The 23,886-nt window shown below is 36.3% G+C and carries 20 protein-coding genes and 1 tRNA gene; 8 read left to right on the forward strand and 13 right to left on the reverse strand.

The annotated features are described in order from the left end of the window. Nucleotides 1–6 precede the first annotated feature (6 nt). The 3 genes from ribH to map all read right to left on the reverse strand — a co-directional run bounded on the left by ribH (nucleotide 7) and on the right by map (nucleotide 4,005). Complete coding sequence (gene ribH, locus HNR69_RS00930; protein WP_011608983.1) at nucleotides 7–480, reverse strand: 6,7-dimethyl-8-ribityllumazine synthase; 474 nt, start codon at nucleotides 478–480, stop codon at nucleotides 7–9. A gap of 78 nt (nucleotides 481–558) precedes the next feature. Then, a complete protein-coding gene (gene glnD, locus HNR69_RS00935) occupies nucleotides 559–3,144 on the reverse strand; it encodes a bifunctional uridylyltransferase/uridylyl-removing protein GlnD (protein ID WP_075293832.1) in 2,586 nt (861 codons plus the stop codon). Between the two features lie 57 nt (nucleotides 3,145–3,201). Continuing rightward, complete coding sequence (gene map / locus HNR69_RS00940; RefSeq protein ID WP_075293957.1) at nucleotides 3,202–4,005, reverse strand: type I methionyl aminopeptidase; 804 nt, start codon at nucleotides 4,003–4,005, stop codon at nucleotides 3,202–3,204. A gap of 133 nt (nucleotides 4,006–4,138) precedes the next feature. On the opposite strand from map, the gene erpA reads away from it, so the two are divergent. From erpA to metE, 4 genes are all read left to right on the forward strand, one after another. After that, entirely contained in the window at nucleotides 4,139–4,480 is a 342-nt protein-coding gene (gene erpA / locus HNR69_RS00945; RefSeq protein WP_011608980.1) for an iron-sulfur cluster insertion protein ErpA, read from the forward strand. A gap of 3 nt (nucleotides 4,481–4,483) precedes the next feature. Next, complete coding sequence (locus HNR69_RS00950) at nucleotides 4,484–4,846, forward strand: YacL family protein (protein WP_075293831.1); 363 nt, start codon at nucleotides 4,484–4,486, stop codon at nucleotides 4,844–4,846. A gap of 11 nt (nucleotides 4,847–4,857) precedes the next feature. Then, nucleotides 4,858–7,182: a penicillin-binding protein 1B gene (mrcB, locus tag HNR69_RS00955; protein WP_075293830.1), complete on the forward strand. Its 2,325-nt coding sequence runs from the start codon at nucleotides 4,858–4,860 to the stop codon at nucleotides 7,180–7,182. A 204-nt stretch (nucleotides 7,183–7,386) separates the two neighbouring features. After that, the gene (metE, locus tag HNR69_RS00960) at nucleotides 7,387–9,660 is read left to right on the forward strand and encodes a 5-methyltetrahydropteroyltriglutamate--homocysteine S-methyltransferase (RefSeq protein ID WP_075293829.1); all 2,274 of its coding nucleotides are present in this window, start codon (nucleotides 7,387–7,389) and stop codon (nucleotides 9,658–9,660) included. Nucleotides 9,661–9,707: 47 nt separating this feature from the next. Here metE and truB read toward each other — a convergent pair whose 3' ends face one another. From truB to HNR69_RS00995, 7 genes are all read right to left on the reverse strand, one after another. Beyond that, entirely contained in the window at nucleotides 9,708–10,634 is a 927-nt protein-coding gene (gene truB / locus HNR69_RS00965) for a tRNA pseudouridine(55) synthase TruB (RefSeq protein ID WP_011608976.1), read from the reverse strand. 12 nt (nucleotides 10,635–10,646) lie between these two features. Next, nucleotides 10,647–11,027, reverse strand: coding sequence for a 30S ribosome-binding factor RbfA (gene rbfA, locus HNR69_RS00970; protein ID WP_075293828.1), 381 nt, complete (start codon nucleotides 11,025–11,027; stop codon nucleotides 10,647–10,649). Between the two features lie 253 nt (nucleotides 11,028–11,280). Beyond that, on the reverse strand, nucleotides 11,281–13,776 hold the full coding sequence (infB, locus tag HNR69_RS00975) for a translation initiation factor IF-2 (RefSeq protein WP_012340449.1): 2,496 nt from the start codon (nucleotides 13,774–13,776) through the stop codon (nucleotides 11,281–11,283). Nucleotides 13,777–13,796: 20 nt separating this feature from the next. Continuing rightward, the gene (gene nusA / locus HNR69_RS00980) at nucleotides 13,797–15,278 is read right to left on the reverse strand and encodes a transcription termination factor NusA (protein WP_011608973.1); all 1,482 of its coding nucleotides are present in this window, start codon (nucleotides 15,276–15,278) and stop codon (nucleotides 13,797–13,799) included. 14 nt (nucleotides 15,279–15,292) lie between these two features. After that, nucleotides 15,293–15,754, reverse strand: a complete 462-nt coding sequence (rimP, locus tag HNR69_RS00985; RefSeq protein WP_011608972.1) for a ribosome maturation factor RimP — start codon at nucleotides 15,752–15,754, stop codon at nucleotides 15,293–15,295. 165 nt (nucleotides 15,755–15,919) lie between these two features. After that, nucleotides 15,920–15,996, reverse strand: a tRNA-Met gene (locus HNR69_RS00990). A gap of 181 nt (nucleotides 15,997–16,177) precedes the next feature. Continuing rightward, a complete protein-coding gene (locus tag HNR69_RS00995; RefSeq protein ID WP_011608971.1) occupies nucleotides 16,178–16,900 on the reverse strand; it encodes a phosphotransferase in 723 nt (240 codons plus the stop codon). A gap of 132 nt (nucleotides 16,901–17,032) precedes the next feature. On the opposite strand from HNR69_RS00995, the gene HNR69_RS01000 reads away from it, so the two are divergent. After that, nucleotides 17,033–17,509, forward strand: a complete 477-nt coding sequence (locus HNR69_RS01000) for a low molecular weight protein-tyrosine-phosphatase (protein WP_041604159.1) — start codon at nucleotides 17,033–17,035, stop codon at nucleotides 17,507–17,509. Between the two features lie 84 nt (nucleotides 17,510–17,593). On the opposite strand, the gene HNR69_RS01005 is transcribed toward HNR69_RS01000, so the two are convergent. Both HNR69_RS01005 and HNR69_RS01010 read right to left on the reverse strand, forming a co-directional pair. After that, a complete protein-coding gene (locus HNR69_RS01005; RefSeq protein ID WP_011608969.1) occupies nucleotides 17,594–18,982 on the reverse strand; it encodes a Do family serine endopeptidase in 1,389 nt (462 codons plus the stop codon). A gap of 128 nt (nucleotides 18,983–19,110) precedes the next feature. Further along, nucleotides 19,111–19,524 carry a Z-ring associated ZapG family protein gene (locus tag HNR69_RS01010; RefSeq protein WP_012340443.1) on the reverse strand — a complete coding sequence of 138 codons (414 nt, stop codon included), beginning with the start codon at nucleotides 19,522–19,524 and terminating at the stop codon, nucleotides 19,111–19,113. Nucleotides 19,525–19,745: 221 nt separating this feature from the next. Here HNR69_RS01010 and lolA point away from each other — a divergent pair, with 221 nt between their 5' ends. Both lolA and HNR69_RS01020 read left to right on the forward strand, forming a co-directional pair. Beyond that, complete coding sequence (gene lolA, locus HNR69_RS01015; protein WP_011608967.1) at nucleotides 19,746–20,360, forward strand: outer membrane lipoprotein periplasmic chaperone LolA; 615 nt, start codon at nucleotides 19,746–19,748, stop codon at nucleotides 20,358–20,360. Nucleotides 20,361–20,425: 65 nt separating this feature from the next. Then, nucleotides 20,426–21,766 (forward strand): replication-associated recombination protein A, encoded by a 1,341-nt coding sequence (locus HNR69_RS01020; RefSeq protein ID WP_075293827.1) that lies wholly within the window; start codon nucleotides 20,426–20,428, stop codon nucleotides 21,764–21,766. 52 nt (nucleotides 21,767–21,818) lie between these two features. Here HNR69_RS01020 and HNR69_RS01025 read toward each other — a convergent pair whose 3' ends face one another. Beyond that, the gene (locus tag HNR69_RS01025; RefSeq protein ID WP_011608965.1) at nucleotides 21,819–22,427 is read right to left on the reverse strand and encodes a riboflavin synthase; all 609 of its coding nucleotides are present in this window, start codon (nucleotides 22,425–22,427) and stop codon (nucleotides 21,819–21,821) included. A gap of 53 nt (nucleotides 22,428–22,480) precedes the next feature. Here HNR69_RS01025 and HNR69_RS01030 point away from each other — a divergent pair, with 53 nt between their 5' ends. Next, entirely contained in the window at nucleotides 22,481–23,875 is a 1,395-nt protein-coding gene (locus HNR69_RS01030) for an MATE family efflux transporter (protein ID WP_075293826.1), read from the forward strand. Nucleotides 23,876–23,886: the final 11 nt, after the last annotated feature.

The raw sequence follows: 23,886 nt of genomic DNA on the forward strand, positions 1-23,886 counted from the left end.
TATCTACTATGCCTTGTCAATTTGAGCTAATAAATTCACCATCTCTAATGCAACTAATGCAGCTTCCGCACCTTTATTACCTGCTTTAGTTCCCGCTCGTTCAATGGCTTGTTCAATATTTTCTGTAGTCAATACTCCAAATGCAACCGGAATTTCCGCTTGCATTGCAACCTGCCCTAAACCACTGCTTGCTTCACCTGCTACATATTCAAAATGTGCTGTACCGCCACGAATAACAGTACCCAACGCTACAATGGCATCATATTTTTTACTATCGGCTAAACGACGAGCAATTAAAGGCAATTCATAAGCTCCTGGTACACGAACTAAAGTAATATTTTCATCTTTAACTTGACCAATACGTTTTAGAGCGTCCAATGCTCCCTCTAATAAACTTTCATTAATAAAACTATTAAACCGTGCAATAACAACAGCAATTTTGGCATTAGGTGCTGTAACTATACCTTCTAAAACCTTCATTCTTTTTCCTATTCAGCAATAAAATAAATCGGTTGCGGATTTTAGCATAAAAAATCTATGCAATGTAGACATTTATCTTTAGCTAAAATTACTTTCAATACGATCTTGTAAACGTAACCTTTCTTGTTCCGTTAAAGCTACATTTTTCTTATTGGTTAAAATGAAAAAATCCTCTACTTTTTCACCAATTGTAGAAATTTTTGCATTTAATAAGTTCAACTCCAATTGTACAAATATTTGACTAATTTCTGCTAATAAACCTGCTCTATCTAAAGCACAAAGCTCCATTTCAGTTTGTTCTTGCTTATGAACATTTAAAAATCTGACTTCTGTTTTAACATGGAAATGTTGTAATTTATGGTTATTTATACGAACTGGGTTAACAATCTTGTTTGTTTTTAATCCTTTAATTAATGCACCTTCCAATTGACGGCGACGATCATTGTTCAGCAAGCCCCCATCCAACTCGGTAACAATCAAACTATCGAATACATAGCCATTTTTTCCTGTGATAATTTGTGCTCCATGAATACTCAATTTCTTTGCTCCAATAATGCTGGCAACTTTATAAAATAAATTCGCTTGATCTTGGCAATAAATAAAAATTTCTGTCCCTGCATAAGAAAAACGATTACTGACTTTAATCAATAAATCTTGATTATTATCAAGTAACAACTCAGAATGCCAAGCAATTTGCTTCGGGCTATTACGCCAAAAATACTCACAAGGAAAATCTTGCCAGTGCTGCTCAATTTGAGCTTCAGATAAAAATCCATACTTTTGTTGTAATAAAATACACGCTTGTTTGCGGTTTTCTTCAGCTTTTTCTTGATGATTTAATAAAATATCTATTCCTTGTTGAAACTGATCTAGGCTGTATTGGTATAAAGTCGTAAATAAGGATCTTTTCCAACTATTCCATAAAGTTTCATTCGTTGCACAAATATCAGCCACAGTCAAACAAGTTAAATAATCTAACCGCACTTTATTTTGTACTTCTTCAGCAAAATTGAGAATAACCTCAGGATCATGAATATCTCGACGCTGTGCAGTAACAGACATAAGCAAATGTCGCTGTACAAGCCATGCCATAGTTTCACTTTCTCGACTATCAAAGCCATGTTGTTGTGCAAAAATACGCATATCAACTGCACCTAATTCAGCATGATCCCCTCCTCTGCCTTTTGCAATATCATGAAATAAAGCGGCAAGATATAATAAAGTGCGGTCAGTTAATGATGAGAAAATGGTGTGGCAGATCGGATAATTTTTTTTCGCCTCTTCCGCTAAAAACTCTTCTAATTTTAACATCACTCGCAAAGTATGTTCATCAACAGTATAAGAATGAAATAAATCAAACTGCATCAATCCGTTAATCCCTTTCCATTGTGGTAAATAAATGTTCAATACACCGTATTTATGCATCGGTAACAAAGCACGAGAAATAGAATTAGGTTGTGAAAATAAACGTAAAAAACGTTCTCTTGCAAGAGGAAAATCAGATAAATTCCCAGTAAATTGTTGAGTAACAATATACAACTTGCGTAATGTTGCAGAATGAATTTCAACATGAGAGTGTTGTGTCAAATAGTAAAATAGCATCAATATTTTATCCGGCATTTGAATAAATATATCAGGATTTTTTACACAAATTGCATTATTGATAAGATAAAAATCGGAATCTAAAACTTGTTGCTCAATAATTTGTGAACCGGCTAAAAAATGCTCTTGGTAATGTTTAACCAAAATATCACTTAATACAGAAATAGATTGTGAAGCTTGAAAAAAGACTTTCATCATTTTCTCAACCTTTTGATTGCCCTCACCAACAAAACCTAATAATTCACAAACTTTAAGCTGACGATCAAATAACAGGCGATTGTCATAACGTTTTAAAATTAAATGTAAAGCAAACCGCACTTGAAATAAAAATTGCTGACTTTGCTTTAATAAAGAATATTCTTGTGGATAAATAAAACCAGCGTGCAAAATATCTTCTAAATTTTTAGCACCTATATGCTTTAAAGCCAACCAATAAATAAGATGTAAATCACGCAATCCTCCTGGACTATACTTTAAATCAGGTTCAAGGTTATAACCGGTATTATGGTAACGCTGATAGCGTGTAACTTTTTCTGCAACTTTAGCATTAAAAAAATCCTCATTTCGCCAAAAATTTTTTTGTTGCAAAAGTGCGGTTAATTTTTCGAATAAATCTTGTTGCCCACATAAATATCGGCTTTCTAATAAGTTGGTCGCAATGGTGATGTCTTCTCGTCCACTTTGTTCACATTGGGCTAAAGTGCGTACTGAATGCCCAACCTCAAATCCACAATCCCATAGAAACCGAAAAAAATGTGCAATTTTTTCCTCCAGCTCGATAGTAGGTTCATCTTCAACTAACAACAAAACATCAAGATCCGATAAAGGAAAAAGTTCTTCCCGTCCATAACCGCCTACAGCAATAAGGGCTAAATGATTTTGCTCAAATTGAAAAAATTGCCATAAATGAATTAATAATTGATCACAAAATACTGAACGATTATGAATAAGCTGATCAACAGAAAATCGCTGAAAATATGTCAACTCAAACTGTTTAAGCTGTTCTTTTTGTGCTTTTATTGTTGCTATCGTTGGGTTTGGAATTGGAAGATAAGAAAACATAGCATGTCCTGAAATAAAAGAAATGCAACCTTGAAAAGATTGCACGTTGAATTGATACTATATATTAACCATTATTCTACTAATTCGTCCGACTTTTTCTTCTTCCTCACGAATCGTCATCACTTCACAACCATCTTTCGTTACAACAAGTTGATGCTCATATTGGGCAGAATGGCTACGATCTTTGGTTTTTACTGTCCAACCGTCCCCCATCAAACGCACTTCTTTTTTGCCCGCATTAATCATAGGTTCAATAGTAAAAACCATACCCTCCCGTAAAATAACACCACCATCATCAGCATAATAATGTAACACTTGAGGATCACAATGAAATTCGGTACCGATGCCATGTCCACAATACTCACGCACCACACTGAAACCTTGACTCTCGGTATATTTTTGCACTGCTCTACCAATTTCATTTAAACGAACCCCCGGCTTCACCACTCGTAAACCAACATATAATGCCTCTTGTGCCGCCTCAACTAATTTTTTACTGCGGATATTGGTTTCACCGACAATATACATTTTTGAGTTATCGCCGTAGTAGCCGTCTTTAATCACCGTAACATCAATGTTTACAATATCACCATTTTTTAACTTTTTGCCTTCAGTCGGAATACCATGACAAACAACTTCATTCAATGAAATACAAGTTGCTTTCGGAAAGCCGTAATAGCCTAAACAGGCGGGAATCGCCTTTTGTTCGTTCACAATATATTCATGACAAATACGATCTAACTCACCGGTTGTAATGCCTGCCTTAACATAAGGTTCAATCATAACCAATACATCGGCCGCCAATTTACAGGCTGTACGTAACTTTATAATTTCTTGTTCTGTTCTTAATGGAATCGCCATAATATCTTCTCTAAACATAAAAATTTGTCGCATATTATAACATTAAATTTTTTATAAATCTTGAATGGTTTAGTTGGTTATTAGATAATAACCCATCAATTTTTATTACTGAGCAACATGACCGGAAAATATTATGGCAGATCTTGCAGTTCCTTTAACATTTACTGATGCGGCGGCGAATAAAGTCAAAACCTTAATTTCAGAAGAAGAAAATACAGAATTAAAATTACGTGTTTATATTACCGGTGGGGGGTGTAGTGGTTTCCAATATGGCTTTACTTTCGATGAAAAAACCAATGACGGCGATTTAATCGTTGAAAATTCAGGCGTTAAATTGGTTGTAGATCCAATGAGTTTACAATACCTAGTTGGTGGTACTGTGGACTATACTGAAGGTTTAGAAGGCTCAAGATTTATTGTGAACAATCCAAATGCATCAACAACTTGCGGTTGTGGCTCATCTTTTAGCATCTAAATAATGGACTATCAATTTACTCACAACGCTGATCAAGTAACAGTTAATTTTTCTATGGAACATGAGGCAATAGCTAATTGGTTCAATATAGAAGTGCGGTTAAATTCTGACTTGGTTCCTACCGCACTTAATTATCTGCAACAAGCAAAACAATCACGCAATGAAAAGGAGTTTAGTCTCATTGGAAACGAATTTTCTGTTTTTATTCATTCAGATGAAGTTATGATTAAAGCCAATAATTTAGCAATTGAAGAACACGATGAACTGGAAGCTGATTTCCATTATTATGATGAAGAAAGTATTGCTTTTTGTGGCTTAGAAGATTTTGAATATTTTCTAAAATCCTATCTCTCTTTTATTGCTTAAACTAAATAAAAATGGCTGCGAAACAAAAACGAAATACAACTCAACCAAAAAAGAAAAATAAAAAACAACGATTTTTTATTTTTAGTGCAAAACTTGGTTTTACTCTATTATGTGGAATTGCATTTTACGGTATTTATTTAGACGGAAAAATCCGCAATAAAATGGATGGTCAAATTTGGCAGTTACCCGCCGAGGTTTATAGCCGTATTGAAAACATACGTTTATCTGATCAACTGAATCTGGAACAAATCAAACAAGCACTGTTAGAAAATGAATATCGCCAAACGACCATGCTTGCCACGCCCGGTGATTTTAAAATTGAAAATAATACTTTGGTTATTTTACGCAGAGCCTTCCCTTTCCCAAATCAACCTGAAGCACAACGACTTTTTCGCCTACGTTTTGATAAAGATAGCAAACTTTCTATTATTGAAGACCTGATTAATGTAAAAACTATCAATGAGTTTCGCCTTGCTCCAAAACTTATTGCAATGTTGCAATCGGATAAAGAAGAACGTCTAGCTATTCCGCTACAACATTATCCAAGATTATTGATCGATACTTTACTTTTAACCGAAGATCGCCATTTTTATGAACATGATGGAATAAGTTTACTTGGCATTATTCGTGCTTTAATTACCAACATCAAAGCAGGACATAATGTACAAGGCGGAAGTACACTGACACAACAACTGGTTAAAAATTTATTTTTAAGCAACGAACGCACATTAAGCCGTAAAATGAATGAAGCATTAATGGCTTTGATTTTAGATTTTCGTTACGATAAAAATCGCATATTAGAAACCTATCTTAATGAAATTTATTTGGGACAAAATGGCAGCACACAAATTCATGGATTTGAATTGGCAAGCCATTTTTATTTTGGGCTACCTGTTCGGGAAATCAGTTTGGATCAGATTGCCTTGTTGGTTGGCATGGTAAAAGGTCCTTCACTATACAATCCTTGGCGTAACCCTCAAAAGGCCTTAGAACGCCGTAATGTTGTATTAAAATTAATGCTCAATCATAAAATGATTAGCAATGAACTCTATGACTTACTCAGTAAACGTCCTCTCGGCGTACAAAAAAGAGGACAAATCAACCGCAAGTATCCGGCATTTATTCAAACTCTACAGCAAGAATTAAGAAGTAAACTGGGCGAAAACAAACTTTCCTCTTTATCCGGTGCAAGAATTTTCTCTACTTTGGATCCGAAACAACAAGAACATGCAGAAAAATCCGTGATAAAAGCAGTTTCAGAATTACAGCGAAAATATAAAAATCCACATTTAGAAAGTGCGATGATTATTGCTGATTATAAAATGGGTGAAGTAAAAGCCATTGTTGGCGGTTTACAGACAAACTATGCGGGATTTAACCGTGCTTTACACGCTCGTCGCCAAATTGGTTCTTTAGTTAAACCGTCAATTTACTTAGCTGCGTTATCTGATCCTGAGCAATTTCGCCTTAATACGCTTATTCAAAATCAGCCTATTACAATTCGTATCAAAGGAACTCAGCCATGGCAGCCTCGTAACTACGATAGAAAATACAGTGGTTCCGTCATGCTAATAGATGCACTTGTTCGCTCGCTCAATATTCCAACAGTTAATATTGGTATGAAAGTAGGCTTAAACAAAGTAATTGAAATGCAAATGGCAATGGGTTGGGATAATGTAAAAATACCTAACGTGCCTTCAACTTTGTTAGGTAGTTACTCTATTTCCCCTTATGAGGTTACAGAATTATTCCAAACTATTGCCAATGAAGGAAAACATATTCCGTTGTCAACTCTTGACAGTATTACAGACAAGCAGGGGAATCTGATTTACCAACGTTCAATAATGCCACAACAAGTCGTTCCCCAAGAAGCAGCTTTCCAAACCTTATTTGCTATGCAACAAGTCGTTGAACGAGGGACAGCTCGTAGCTTACAAAATCAATATGCTTCACTTAAACTTGCCGGAAAAACAGGTACAACAAATGAATCAAGAGATACTTGGTATGTTGGTATTGATGGTGAGAATGTTGTTACTGTATGGTTAGGGCGAGATGATAATGTAACAACAAAATTAACCGGTGCGAGTGGTGCATTAAAAATCTATCAAGATTATTTATCTCGTGCTGAAATAAAAATGTTAAATCCACAAACACCAACTAAAATTGAATGGATTGGTATAGACTCTTATGGAAACTGGAATTGCTCAAGTCCTAAAAAGCTTCCTGTTTGGATAAATAACGATCAGTTTTTTTGTAATGACATTCCCGAAGAGCCAAAGCCATCTATTTGGGATGTTCTATCTGCACCTGTTGAAGAGGCTAAACCAAGCCCATAAAAAAACGCATCAATAACAACCTCTTCATGCTCATTACTTTTTTCTATTAATCTTACCTAAATTACACCGCTCTTTTATTAATTTTTTTCATACAAAACGTGAAAATTATGAGATTGCATCATTAAAGACTTTTATTGCATTATACCAAAACACAGACGTTTAGACGTCTATTCAAAATTGTACTTACATACAGGAGATTTAGTTATGACAACATTCCACGTTTTAGGTTTTCCACGTGTTGGAGCCAAAAGAGAACTAAAATTCGCTCAAGAGCGTTACTGGCGTAAAGAGTTGGCTGAGCAAGATCTATTAGATTTAGCTAAGGCATTACGTGAAAAAAATTGGAAACACCAAGCTGATGCTAATGCGGATTTTGTGGCAGTAGGTGATTTTACCTTTTATGATCATATTTTAGATCTTCAAGTCGCAACAGGAGCTATTCCTGCTCGTTTCGGTTTCGATAGTAAAAATTTGACACTTGATCAGTACTTTCAATTAGCACGAGGTAACAAAGACCAATTTGCCATTGAAATGACCAAATGGTTTGATACCAACTACCACTATTTAGTACCGGAGTTTCATAAAGACACACAATTCAAAGCAAACCCAACACATTATGTAAACCAAATTCGTGAAGCGAAAGTTGCAGGACACCAAGTTAAACCTGTAATTGTTGGGCCTTTAACATTTTTATGGTTAGGAAAAGAGAAAGGCGAATCCTTTAACCGTTTTGAATTACTCGCTCAACTTGTTCCTGTGTATGTAGAGATTTTAAACGCACTCGTGGCAGAAGGTGCCGAGTGGATCCAAATTGATGAACCTGCACTAGCGGTAGATTTACCAAAAGAGTGGGTTAATGCGTACAAAGACGTTTACGCAACGCTATCTGAAAAAGTGAATGCGAAATTATTATTAGCTACTTATTTCGGTTCAGTAACAGAACACGCTACTTTATTAAAAGAATTACCAGTAGATGGGTTACACTTAGATTTAGTTCGTGCTCCGGAGCAACTAGTAGCATTCGAAGATTACAACAAGGTATTGTCTGCCGGCGTAATTGACGGACGTAATATTTGGCGAGCTAACTTAAATACTGTACTTGATGTATTAGAGCCACTAAAAGAAAAACTGGGTGAGCGTTTATGGATTGCTCCAAGCTGTTCCTTACTCCATACACCATTTGATTTAAATGTTGAAACCCAATTACAAGAGAACAACCCTGCTCTTTATAGCTGGTTAGCTTTCACCTTACAAAAAGTACAAGAGTTAAGCATCTTAAAAACTGCTCTTGAAAAAGGTCGTACTGCGGTAAATGTAGAATTAGATGCAAGCCAAGTAGCAGCAGATGCTCGTGCAAATTCAAAAGAAATTCACCGTCCGGAAGTAGCTGAACGTTTAGCTAATTTGCCAAAAAATGCCGATCAACGTAAATCACCTTTTGGTGAACGTATCAAATTACAAAATGCTTGGCTAAATCTACCTCTCTTACCAACAACCAGTATCGGTTCGTTTCCACAAACTACCGAAATTCGTCGTGCTCGAGCAGCGTTTAAGAAAGGCGATCTCTCTTTAGAAGAGTATGAAAATTCCATGAAAAAAGAGATTGAACTTGTTGTGCGTGAACAAGAAAAATTGGATTTAGATGTGCTGGTCCATGGTGAACCGGAACGTAATGACATGGTAGAATACTTCGGTGAATTATTAGACGGTTTTGCTTTCACCAAATTTGGTTGGGTACAAAGCTATGGATCACGTTGTGTGAAGCCGCCTGTAATTTATGGTGATGTTGTTCGACCTAAAGCAATGACAGTACGTTGGTCAAAATATGCACAAAGTCTAACCAAGAAAGTGATGAAAGGTATGCTCACTGGTCCTGTAACAATTCTACAGTGGTCATTCGTACGTAACGATATTCCACGTTCAACGGTATGTAAGCAAATTGGTGTGGCACTTTCAGACGAAGTATTGGATTTAGAAAAAGCAGGAATCAAAGTCATCCAAATTGATGAACCCGCTATCCGTGAAGGATTGCCACTCAAACGAGCCGATTGGGATACTTATTTACAATGGGCGGGAGAGGCATTTCGTTTAAGCTCAATGGGTGTAGCAGACGATACACAAATCCATACTCATATGTGTTACTCTGAATTTAACGATATTTTACCGGCTATTGCAGCTTTAGATGCGGACGTGATCACCATTGAAACCTCTCGTTCCGATATGGAATTACTAACCGCTTTCGGTGATTTCAAATATCCAAACGATATTGGACCGGGTGTGTATGATATTCATAGTCCTCGTGTACCAACAGCAGAAGAAATTGAACATTTACTTCGCAAAGCTCTTAACGTTGTACCAAAAGAGCGTTTATGGGTCAATCCAGATTGTGGATTGAAAACACGTGGCTGGTCAGAGACCATTGCACAACTTGAAGTGATGATGTCGGTCACTAAAAAATTACGAGCGGAATTAGCTTAATTGACAAAACAAGGGCAGAATAAATCTGCCCTTAAGTGCGGTTGGATTTATTCGGGTTTAATAACAACCATTCTCTGAGGATGGACAATGCTGTTTTCATCAATAACAGCAACACCCAAAAATAAATTTTCAGGAGAAATTAACCGCACTTGTCCTTGTATGCCTTGTTCATTTAAAAACTTAATCCGTTGTCCAAATCCTACAGCTCTTGCCTGTTCTTTTGTTAAGTGCAATCCAGGTAAACGAATAACCGCACTTTCCATAGGTAACAAATGTTGATCCAATAAATCCAAATCTTCCTGTTCAGAGAATTGTTGCAATTGTTCTAACGTCATCATCTTGTTATAAGGATAATCAGCAACAGCAATCCGACGCAACCTAGTAACATGAGCACCACAACCCAATACTTCACCTAAATCATCTACTAAGGTTCTAATATAAGTTCCTTTAGAACAATGTACTTCCAATGTTAAATAAGGTATTTGATAGTCAATAAACTTCAATTCAAAAATACTAATTGGACGAGCTTCACGCTCAATGGTAATGCCTGCACGAGCATATTCATACAAAGCTTTGCCTTGATATTTCAATGCTGAAAACATAGTAGGCACTTGCATAATTTCACCACGAAATTGCTCAAGTGCGGTCAAAATTTTTGCTAAATCAATATTGACCTCTCGCTTTTGCACAACTTGCCCATCGGCATCAGAAGTATCTGTACGCTCGCCTAATTTAGCGATAACTTGATAACGTTTATCCGCATCAAGTAAATATTGTGAAAATTTTGTTGCCTCACCTAAACAAATTGGCAACATTCCTGTTGCCAGCGGATCCAAGGCACCGGTATGTCCCGCTTTATTCGCTTGGAAAAGACGTTTAACTTTTTGCATAATGTCATTGGAACTCATCCCTTGAGATTTATCCAACAAAAAAATACCGTTGATATCACGCCCTTTTTTACGTGGTTTACTCATATTTTTATTCGCTTATTCTTCTACATGACGCTTTTCATCTTCACGCACAACATTCGTCACAAGATTGGACATACGCATACCATCAACTAAAGATTGGTCATAAATAAAGCGTAACTCAGGCACAATACGCAAACGCATCACTTTGCCCAATAAGCTACGAATATAGGGACTGGCTTTTTCCAATCCCTTCATACCTTGCTCAATAACATTTTTATCCTGATCAAATAAAAAAGTGACAAATATTTTTGCATACGCTAAATCACTTGATATTTCCACATCCGACACCGTGACCATACCAATACGAGGATCTTTAACCTCACGTTGTAAAATAACTGCTACTTCTTTTTGTATTTCTTGTGCTACTCTATCGCTACGTTTAAATTCTCTTGCCATATTTTTCTCCATTAATGTTGGTAAATTCACTCTAGAGTTGAGAAATTACACCTTAAAAAGAGCGGTGAGTTTTCCTAATTTTTACCACTATACGCAGTTGCTCTTCTAAAACATGATAAAACTCCAATGCCCTTAACCTTAAAAAACAAAGTTAAGGGCATTCTTATCCACAAAAACATTAAGCAACTTAATATATGATAATCTCGCTCTTTAGCTATAATTCAACCAACAAAATTATATTACCGGTTACAAATTAAATCGCTCTTTTAACTTCCACTACTTCAAAGACTTCAATTTGATCGCCGACTTTAACATCATTGTAATTTTTTACGCCAATGCCGCATTCCATACCACTACGTACTTCACTGACATCATCTTTAAAACGACGAAGAGATTCAAGTTCTCCTTCAAAAATTACCACGTTATCACGTAATACACGGATTGGGTTGTTACGTTTAACCAGCCCTTCAGTTACCATACAACCGGCAATTGCACCGAATTTCGGATGACGGAATACATCCCGCACCTCAGCCAAGCCGATAATTTCTTGTTTAAATTCCGGCTGTAACATACCGCTCATTGCCGCTTTGATTTCATTTAGTAATTCATAAATTATTGAATAATAACGTAAATCAATATTTTCATTTTCAATTACACGACGAGCTGTTGCATCAGCACGAACATTGAAACCAACCATAATCGCATTTGAAGCAGCTGCAAGAGTTGCATCAGTTTCAGTGATTCCTCCCACTCCGGAACCCACAACTTTTACTTTTACTTCTGCCGTTGATAATTCATGTAATGCTTGAACAATGGCTTCCACAGAACCTTGTACATCCGCTTTAACAATAACATTCAACTCTGCAACATCACCTTCTGCCATATTGCTAAACATGTTTTCCAGTTTCGCTTTTTGCTGACGAGCTAATTTCACTTCACGGAATTTACCTTGACGATAAAGAGCAACCTCACGAGCTTTTTTCTCATCACGCACGACTGTTGCTTCATCGCCTGCTGCCGGAACACCTGAAAGACCTAGTACTTCTACAGGAATTGATGGACCTGCCGATTGAATATCTTTACCATTTTCATCACGCATTGCACGCACACGACCATATTCAAAACCACACAGTACAATGTCACCACGGTTTAATGTACCGGATTGAACTAAAATAGTTGCTACCGGACCACGACCTTTATCCAAATAAGATTCAATGACAACACCGCTTGCCATGCCATCTTTAACGGCGGTTAATTCTAAGACTTCTGATTGGAGCAAAATTGCTTCCAATAAATCATCAATACCTAAGCCTTTTTTCGCAGAAACCGGAACAAATTGAACATCTCCACCAAATTTCTCTGAAATCACTTCGTGTTGCAGTAATTCTTGCTCTACTCGATCAGGGTTTGCTTCTGGCTTATCAATTTTGTTTACAGCGACCACCAATGGTGCATTGGCGGCTTTAGCATGTTGGATCGCTTCAATAGTTTGAGGCATCACACCATCATCTGCCGCAACTACCAAAACAACTATGTCCGTTGCTTTCGCACCACGAGCACGCATAGAAGTAAATGCAGCATGCCCCGGCGTATCCAAAAAGGTGATCATTTTGCCATCATTAGTTTCAACATGATAAGCACCAATATGCTGGGTAATACCTCCCGCTTCACCTGCAGCAACTTTTGCTTTGCGGATATAATCAAGTAATGAAGTTTTACCATGGTCAACGTGTCCCATAATAGTAACCACCGGTGCACGATGAACTTTTTCAGCATTTACATCACGATCCTCCATGACCATTTCTTCAAGTTCATTCTCTTTTCGTAGAATAACTTTGTGTCCCATTTCCTCAGCTACAAGCTGTGCAGTATCTTGATCGATCACTTGATTGATCGTCACCATTTCTCCCATTTTCATCATGGTTTTGATAATTTCTGTTGCCTTAACTGCCATTTTTGCTGCAAGCTCAGCCACAGTAATAGTTTCACCAATCACTACGTCAGCTTTAGCAACTTGAGCAGGTTTAGTAAATGCTTGCTGTAACGCACTGGCCTTTTTAGCGTGCTTTCCCTTACCTTTTACATCTTTTTGGTTACGGCGATCTGATTGACGTTCATTTTTATTACCATTTTCATCATCTCGTCCACCTTTCTTAGCTTTAACTACTTTATTTTTACTACGTCCGCGATTTTCATTACGACGTTCTTCTTCATTTTCTGCCTCAAGTGCATAGCTGGAAGTTAAGTGATAATCGCTATAATCATCCAACTTACCGTTATCATTGTCACTATCATCAAAATCAGCGTAACGTTTAGCTTCTTCAGCCGCTTTTTGTGCTTTTTCTTCTGCCTTCTGACGAGCCAATTCATCGGCTTTACGACGTAATTCAGCCTCTTCCGCTCGACGTTTTTCTTTTTCTACATCAACGTTTTTCTTACTTGCTTTAGCTTGTTCAGCCTTAGCTTTCTCTATCTTTATTTGCTCAGCTTTAGCTTTTTCCGCTTCTCGCTTCGCTTTTTCAGCAAGCTTTTCCTCAGCAGCTCTTTTCTCTGCTTCCTCTTTGGCTTTTAATTTGGCTTGTTCTTGAGCTTTACGTTCAAGATCGGTAGTAACTGTACGCTTTTTACGCACCTCAACCTGAACCTCTTTACTTTTTCCCGTTGTACTTGTTCCACTCACTGTAGTTTTTGTTCGACGTTGAATACTCAACTTTTTGGGTGCATTTTCTTTTTTTATTTCATCTGCCATAATCTTATTACTCTTTATTCCTAATTGAACCAACAAATATTACGTGCAGCCATAATTAAATCTGCAGCTTGTTCAGCACTTAATTCTTCAATATCTGATAAATCATCAACACCTTGTTCAGCTAATTCTTCAAGAGTTGTAATTTGTTTTTCTGATAATCTAAATGCAATATGACGAGACATACCTTCTAAATTTAATAATTTTTCTTCAACATGGGCTTGTTTCAATGCTTCTTCTTCAGCTAACATCCTTGCAGTAATCGCATTTTTCGCTCGAGCTTGTAATTCCTCAACAAGATCCTCATCTTCTAAGCCATCAATTGCCGTTAATTCGTTTACAGCAACATAAGCAATCTCTTCCAAATTAGTGAATCCTTCATCAACAAGGATATGAGCGAACTCCTCATCAATCTCTAGTGCGGTCATAAATAAAGCTAAAATCTTGTTATCTTCCGCTTGGTGTTTAGCATTTAAATCATCTATTGTCATAACATTTAAGACCCAACCAGTTAACTGTGTTGCTAAACGTACATTTTGACCATTGCGTCCAATAGCTTGTGCTAAATTTTCCGGTTCAACGGCAATATCCATAGAATGATTATCTTCATCAACAACAATTGAGCTCACATCTGCCGGTGCCATTGCATTAATGACAAATTGTGCAGGATTATCATCCCATAACACAATATCTACACGCTCTCCCCCCAATTCATTGGTAATTGCTTGAACTCGAGAGCCACGCATACCGACACAAGCTCCAACCGGATCAATTCGCTTATCATTGCTTTTGACAGCAATTTTTGCACGTAATCCCGGATCACGTGAGGCACCTTTAATTTCAATCAACTCTTCGCCGATTTCAGGAACTTCAATACGGAACAACTCCACTAACATTTCAGGTTTAGCACGAGTCACAAACAATTGAATACCCTTGTTTTCCGGACTTACTTTGTATAGTACACCACGAACTCTATCACCCGGACGGAAATTTTCACGCGGTAACATATCTTCACGCAAAATAACAGCTTCAGCCTGTTGACTTAAATCTAAAATAATAGAATCACGATTTACTTTTTTCACTGTACCGGAAACAATTTCACCTTCCTGTGAACGGAACTGTTCCACAATTTTATTACGCTCTGCTTCACGAATTTTGGTACTAATTACTTGACGTGCTGTTTGCATCGCAATGCGATCAAAAGCAATCGAATCAATTTCATCTTCAATATAGTCACCTAATTTTATTTCCGGATCTTCAAATTGAGCTGCTTCTAATGTAATCTCTTTCGTTGGATTGAGTACTGTTTCAACCACTAACCAACGACGAAAAGTAGAAAACTCACCGGTTTTAGTATTGATGACTACACGAACATCAATTTCTTGTTCATATTTTTTCTTCGTCGAAAGTGCAATTGCACTTTCCAATGCTTCAAAAATTTTCTCACGGGGTAACAATTTTTCATTGGAAACCGCTTCAGCGGCTAATAAAATTTCTTTACTCATTTTTGTCTCTCTAATTAATTGAATTTGGGAACAACATTGGCTTTTTGAATATTGCCAAAAACTAATACTTGTGGCTGATTATCAACAATCAAAGTCAGCATATCATTTTCAATTTTCTCTAACTTACCTTGCCATTTACGACGGTCAAGCATAGGAACACGTAAATGAACAGAAATATCCTGTCCGATATAATTCTCAAATTGTTTTAATGTAAACAATGGTCGATTTAAGCCTGGCGAAGACACTTCCAAATTATATTTATCCGCAATAGGATCTTCCACATCCAGCACCGCACTTACTTGACGACTGACATCAGCACAATCATCAACCGTTACACCGCCATCTTTTTTATCAATATATAAACGTACTGTAAAAAAACGTCCGGAACGTTGGCATTCAATACCCCAAAGCTCACAACCTAAATCCTCTACTGAAGGTTGTAATAATTCTTGTAATTTATCCTCTAATGTTGCCACTATCCTCTCCTCTCAAAATAACACGTAAGATTGAGTTTTTTTCTACATTTCATAACAAACAGATGTAAAAAAAGGGCTATCAGCCCGTTTACTAAATCTCAAGTTTACTCGCATAAAAAAACCCCAAGTCACAGTGGGGTCCTTTACGAAAACTTCTATGTAAAGTGGTTGCGGGGGCTGGATTTGAACCAACGACCTTCGGGTTATGAGCCCGACGAGCTACCAAGCTGCTCCACCCCGCGTCCGAAATATGCGACACATTATATCTGTCATAAAAAAAATAGCAAGATAAAATTACTAATTTATTGTTATTTGTTGATGTTATAAACAATTTAATAAAAAATCGAATACTATTACTATGCCCCTAACACTTAAACTGCCATTACCAAACCGCACAAATACTCCATACAATCACTTTTTTTATCATAATGTTTCCTGATTTTTTAAAATAGCTTCAAATAAACGATAAATAGCAATTAAATCCATTCTTGCAACAGGTTTGAAAATACGAAGAACATAATATGCCCAACGATATTTATAGATGAAATCAGCAGTTTTCTGCCAAATATCAGCATCACAATACTGACGATAATGAGTAACAGTCAATGCTATTTGCTCATCCGAAACAGTTGAAGAACGTCCTAAGCTATGAATAAAAACTAATCCATCACGAATTTTTTGCCAATCTATGTTATTACTTGACGAGGTACATTCAAAATCAACAAAAATAACTTTTTCTTCACACCAAATCATGTCTCTCAAGGCTGGGCGACCATGAGTAATATTTTGTTTATGTAAACTTGCCAATGCTTGAGCACAATCAAACAAAACCTTATTTCTTAATTCAATAGATAAATCCTCATTTTCAACCCAAGTATTTGCACTACTTCCCACATCTTCAGTCACAAAAAAGTTATCACCAAATAAAACTAACTTAGGTACAGGTGCTGATTTTTTATTAAGTTCTTGTAAGCGAATAATTTCACTTTTTAACATTTCCGCTGGATTGGATTTCAAGAACCGCCAAATAAAAGAAAGTTTTTCGGTTTGTTTTAGCCAATAAGATTTCCCATCATATTTAAACGAGAATACCCGAACATTACTTTTCTCTTTTAACAGTTGTTCAACATATTTTGGTAAAGACATGATTAGTCACTTTTAAAATAAAGGGGAAGCGAATATTACCATAGATTATTGCTAATAAAAACTTATCTAAATTGGCACAAAACATGTACAATTACAACCGCACTTTTATTCATCATAAGGCAAAGGCTTAACATGAAACCACAAATTAAAATTTTATTTGTCTGTTTAGGTAATATCTGTCGCTCCCCAATGGCAGAATATATTATGCGTGAAAAAATTCGATTAGCTCATTTAGATAATCAAATTTTTACAGATAGTGCAGGAACTTCCGGTTGGCATGATGGAGAAAATATGCACCAAGAAACGGCAAAGATTCTTACCAAATATGCTATTGATAACAGAGGGTTTACCAGCCGAAAAATTCGCAATAGTGATTGGCAACAATTTGATTATTTAATCGCAATGGATAACAACAATCTACATGATTTGGAAAAATTCTTTACGAAAGCACCATCTAAACTTTTTCAAATAACCACGATATGTGAAGATTTAGCTTGTGATCATATTCCAGATCCTTGGTATACCGGCAATTTTCAGCAGACTTATCAATTACTGGATAAATGCTGCGATGCGTTACTCAAAAAAATTAGACAAGAACATCATCTTTAAACACAAAAAATCCGCATTTTGATCGGTCAATCTTTAAAGTGCGGATTTCGTTTTATCTTAATAAGAATTATAGGTTCAGTAAAATTATTGGATTAATAAATAAAAACGACTGTTATCTCGTAAAATGTTCAAGGCAATAGCTGAAGGTTTTTTGCCTAAAATTTTACGTAAATCAGATAAATTTTCTACTTTATGGCGGTTCACTCCAATAATAATATCGCCTTTTTCTAAACCATATTGAGCAGCAAGAGATCTTGATTTAACTTCTTTAATTTCAACGCCTTTTGTGCCTTTTTGATTATAATTACTTAATTCCGCACCTTCTAATATAGAAATGTTGCCAACTGCAGAAATTGTATCTCCATCATCAGATTGCAATTTCACTTTCGCAGTTTTCGATTTACCGTCACGTAAATAGGTCAATTTAATTTCTTTACCGGCACCACTTGTTGCAATTTTTGCACGCAACTCCGCAAAACTTGCCAGTTTTTGTCCATCAATTGCCGTAATCACATCACCCGCTTGAAGTCCGGCTTTTTCTGCCGCTGAATTTGGCAATACTTCACTCACAAACGCACCTTGTTGTACATCAATATTGAATTCTTTTGCTAAGTTGGCATTCAATTCACCTCCTTTAATACCGAGTAATCCTCGACGAACTTCGCCAAATTCAATAATTTGCTTAACTAAACTGATTGCCATATTACTTGGAATCGCAAATGCAATTCCCGCATTTCCGCCACTTGGAGAAATAATAGCAGTATTAATCCCTATAAGCTCACCATTTAAATTTACTAATGGTCCTCCGGAATTACCTCTATTTACGGCAGCATCAGTTTGAATATAGTTCTCATAAGCTCCGCTATCAAATCCTGTTGAACGCCCTAATGCCGAAACAATTCCCGATGTTGCGGTTTGCCCCAAACCGAATGGATTACCGATAGCAACTGTAAAATCCCCGACTCTTAATTTATCAGAATCAGCGATCTTAACTGCGGTCAGATTTTTAGGATTTTCTAATTGAATAAGTGCAATATCCGACATATCATCCTTGCCAAGAACCTTTGCCTTAAATTCACGCCCATCTTCTAATTTGACCGTGATTTTATCAGCCTGATCAATCACGTGATTATTTGTCAATACATAACCTTTTTCTGCATCAATAATCACTCCGGATCCAATACCACGAAAACTACGCGGTGCACGACTGCTAAATCCTTCAAAACCAAAGCTGTCACCAAAAAAACGGCGAAACTCTTCGGGAATTTCATTATTGAAAGAAAAATCATTTTTTTGTTTCCCTTCTACCGCAATAGAAACTACTGCGGGTAAAACTTTTTGTAACATTGGTGCTAAGCTTGGAAGAGATTGTCCATCAACTGCCATAGGCAAACTTGCTTGAACATTAATTGATGTTGTTAGAACACTTAACCCTAAAGCAATACCGGTTAAAACAAAGCTAGATTTTTTCACTTTTTTCTCCATTTAAATCATATATATCGCTAATTTAAGACAGAAAAAATACAAAAAAGTTTCAGAAATTCAAAGAGATTAAAGAAAAACAGCAAAATAGGCACCTCAATGTGCCTATTTAGAAATAGTTATTTTTCAGCTTTAAGAATACCTGATGAACCCTCAGAATAATCTCTAGGCTGATTATCTTTTGATTTATCTTGTTGTGACGAAATAGATTCCGTGGCTAATAAATGCGGTGAAAATAATTCTTTCTGTGCCAATTCAGGCAATAGTGTTGTAGATGAATTAGCTAAATGTAAATAAAGTTTTTGATAATCCTGTGCAATATTTTTTAACAACTCTGCACTTTCAGCAAAATGTTGCTCTAATTGTCGTTTCTGATTGTTAAGTTGAATTTTCACTTGCTCCAACTCAGCCTCTGTTTTTATCTGTTTTTTGACCGTTCCTTTAGTGAAACGCAATAATAAGTAACCTATAAAAACTCCAATACATAAACCAATTAATGCACTTTGCCATACTTCAGGTGCCCAATTTTGCATAAGAAATACTCCTCAAATAAACTGTTAAACTAACATAAACTACCAAGTTGTATTATAGCTAGCGAAAAAAATTTTTCTTTGCACTAGATCACAGTATCATAAACTGAACGGAATATTATTTATTTTTTAGGGTTTATACTTATCTTTTATGATATGTTATACAACATTTCAGCCTTTTGATTATATCGAATCAATTCATTCTCAATTGAAAAGGACAAATAATGAAAAAATATCTAAATTTAACCGCACTTTTATTAGTAGGTATCAGTAATGTAACTTGGGCAAATGCGGTTAATGAGTTACAAAATCGTTTAAATAAAATTGATGTGTTAAGTGCTGACTATACACAACAAGTGACTGATGCACAGGGAAAAAAAATACAGCAAGGTAGTGGAAAAATACAACTCAAACGTCCTAATTTATTTCGTATGGACAATGAAACACCTCAAGAAAGTCAAATTATTGCAGATGGAAAAACATTATGGTTCTACGATCCTTTTGTTGAGCAAGTAACAGCAAATTGGGTTGAAGATACCTTAAGCGATACCCCCTTTGTTTTGCTAACAAGTAATAATCCAAGTCATTGGCAACAATATATTGTTGAGCAAAAATCCGATACGTTTATTATTAAACCCAAATCTAAGAAAAGTACCATCAAGCAATTTAATATTCGAATTGAAAAAGATGGTGTATTAAAAAATTTTAGTACAATAGAGAACGATGGGCAAAGTAACTTGTATATTCTGCGTAAGATTACCAATCCAGCCTTAAATGATGCAATATTCACATTTACCTTGCCTAAGGGCGTTGAATTTGACGATCAACGTAAAAAATAATTAATTAAAATTGAAATGATTGGACGCAATAAACGTCCACTTTTAATCATTTAATGGAGTTTTGTATGTCCAGCTTTTCACTTGATTTCTCTCTCGGTACATTTCAACCGTTAGCCGCAAAAATGAGACCGCAAACACTGAAGCAATATTGTGGCCAAGAACATTTAATCGGAGCTGGAAAGCCACTATATAAAGCCATTGAAAACGGACATATTCATTCTATGATTTTTTGGGGCCCGCCTGGTACAGGAAAAACAACGCTGGCAGAGATTATTGCACAACAAATTCATGCTCAAGTTGAGCGTATTTCTGCAGTTACCGCCGGAGTGAAAGAGATTCGGGAAAGTGTTGAACGGGCAAAACAAAATCGTTTAATGGGTCAACAAACTATTTTATTTGTTGATGAAGTTCACCGTTTTAATAAAAGCCAACAAGATGCTTTTTTGCCCCATATTGAAAATGGCACTATCATTTTTATAGGTGCAACCACAGAAAATCCATCATTTGAATTAAATAATGCGTTACTCTCTCGTGTCAAAGTTTATATTTTGAAACCTTTAACTACATCTAATATTGTGACAGTGTTACAAAATGCTATCCAAGATGCAGAGCAAGGATTGGGAAAAGAGCGGTTGATTTTCGCTGAAAATGTTCTTGAAACCTTAGCTGAATATGTCAATGGGGATGCCCGTTTAGCACTAAATTGTTTAGAACTCATGGTGGATATGGCAGATGAAACAGAAAAAGGGAAATTGATTAATCATCATCTCCTAACCGAAGTATTAGGGGAACGACAGGCTCGCTTCGACAAGCAAGGGGATCGCTTTTATGATCTAATTTCCGCTCTACATAAATCTATTCGTGGCTCCGCTCCCGATGCTGCTTTATATTGGTATGCTAGAATTATTACTGCCGGAGGTGATCCTCTCTATGTTGCAAGGCGTTTATTAGCTATTGCCTCCGAAGACGTAGGGAATGCCGATCCGAGAGCAATGCAAGTAGCACTTGCAGCATGGGATTGTTTTACTCGAGTTGGTGCAGCTGAAGGAGAACGTGCTATCGCACAAGCGATTGTATATTTAGCTGTTGCACCAAAAAGTAACGCTGTATATGTTGCCTTTAAACAAGCAAAAAAACTCGCAAAAGAAATGCCGGATTATGATGTACCGGTACATTTACGTAATGCACCAACTCATTTAATGAAAGAGTTGGGATATGGAGCAGAATATCGTTATGCTCATGATGAACCTAATGCCTATGCAGCAGGAGAAATTTATTTTCCAGAAGAATTAAAAAATACGAAATTTTATTTTCCTACAGATCGTGGACTGGAAATTCAACTTAAAGAAAAATTAGCACGATTGCATAATTTAGATGAGCAAAGCACAAAAAAACGCTATAAATAGATAAAATTGTGAGAGTACACTCCCACAATTTTAGATTTTAGGCAAAATGAATTTATCTGTTTGCCAAGTAGCGTTCTACTGTGTCCACAACCGCCTGTGTTTGAGAATCTATTTCAATATTGACTAAATCACCTATATCATATTTTGCAATCAAAGTGCGGTTAATTGTTTCAGGAATTAAATTCACACAAAAGCACTGCCCTTTGACTTCGCCAACGGTTAAACTAATTCCATCAATAGCAATAAATCCTTTAGTTAACACATATTTCATTAATTCAGCTGTAGGCATTTCAAACCAAATTTGCAAATTATTCTCTGCTTGAATACGATTTTGGATTGTTGCAGTGCAATAAACATGACCAGATAAAATATGCCCGCCAATTTCATCCCCCATTTTCATTGCACGTTCAACATTAACAAAATCGCCTACCGCTAAATTACCTAAATTTGTAATACGTAATGTTTCCGCCATTAAGTCGAAGCTAATCAAATCACCCTTAATTTCTGTAACCGTTAAACAAACACCATTATTTGCAATAGATGCACCAATTTCTAAATTTGCTAATAAATCCTGTGGCATTTTAATTACCTGTGTTCTAAAATTAGCTTTCTCAATAATAGACTGAATTTGTGCTGTTCCTTGGACAATTCCTGTAAACATATAAAGTTCTCTCTAAATAAATATTTCCAATATTATAGCAAAATCGGATTTTTATGAAATTAACTCGTTTTCAACAATATCACACAGAAGCTAAAAAATTAATTGCCATCGCTACCCCTATTTTACTTGCACAAGTAGCACAAAATTCCATGGGATTAGTAGATACAATAATGGCTGGACGTGTTAGTGCAGCTGATATGGCTGCCGTTGCAGTTGGGGCATCTATTTGGTTACCCCTAGTATTATTTGGACATGGCTTATTACTTGCCTTGCCTCCAACAATCTCTTATTTAAATGGTTCCGGGCAACGAGATCATATTGCTCATCAAATACGCCAAGGCTTATGGATTGTTTTTATTAGCTGTATTCCTCTTGGCTTATTAATCTACAATAGCGATTTTGTCATTCAGTATATGAAAATGGAAGAAAAACTTGCCAATATTACCATCGGTTATTTGCGTGCAATGTTATGGGGATTACCTGGTTATTTATTATTAATTAACTTCCGTTGCTTAAATGACGGCATTGCCAAAACAAAACCGGCTATGGTGATTACATTTTTTGGCTTACTGTGCAATATCCCTCTAAACTATATTTTTATTTACGGCAAATTAGGTATTCCGGCGTTTGGAGCGGTTGGTTGTGGCATTGCAACAGCTATTGTCAACTGGATAATGTGCTTAATGATGATCGTCTATAGTAAGCATGCTAGAAATCAACGTGATCTCAAGGTTTTTGAACATTTATTTGAAAAACCTGATACGAAAACTTTGGCAAAATTATTTCGTTTAGGATTGCCTATTGCGGTTTCTTTATGTTGTGAAGTGGCATTATTTGCACTTACCTCACTATTATTATCACCTCTCGGTACTCAAGTTGTAGCAAGCCATCAAATTGCACTAAATACCAGTTCCTTTGCATTTATGTTACCTATGTCTTTAGGTATGGCTACTACTATTCTTGTTGGTCAACGTCTAGGCGAAGGCAAAATAGATAATGCCAAGCAGATATCTTTCTCTGCTCTTACTGTAGGTTTATCTATTGCTTTCCTGACGGCATCCATCATCTTTTTCTTCCGCTATGAAATAGCATCAATTTTTGTAAATGATAAAGAAGTGATTGCTATATCAAGTAGTCTGCTGATGCTCGTCGCACTTTATCAATTTTCGGATACAGCTCAAGTAGTTTCCAGTGGTGCATTACGGGGATACAAAGATACACAAGCTATTTTATACATTACCCTTTTTTGTTATTGGGGCATTGGCATGCCGTTAGGATTTTCCTTATCAAGAACTGACTGGATTATTCCAAGTATCGGTGCTGCCGGCTTTTGGGTATCTTTTGTAGTGAGTTTAACAATCGCTGCTATTTTACTGCTTTGGCGTATGTATAAAATTCAACAACAACCAGCACCTATTTTATTGGCAAAACTGGATAAACTTAAATAAATTGTACTTTC

The sequence above is a fragment of the Histophilus somni genome (assembly GCF_014202395.1).
In the GTDB taxonomy this organism is placed as follows: Bacteria; Pseudomonadota; Gammaproteobacteria; order Enterobacterales; family Pasteurellaceae; genus Histophilus; species Histophilus somni.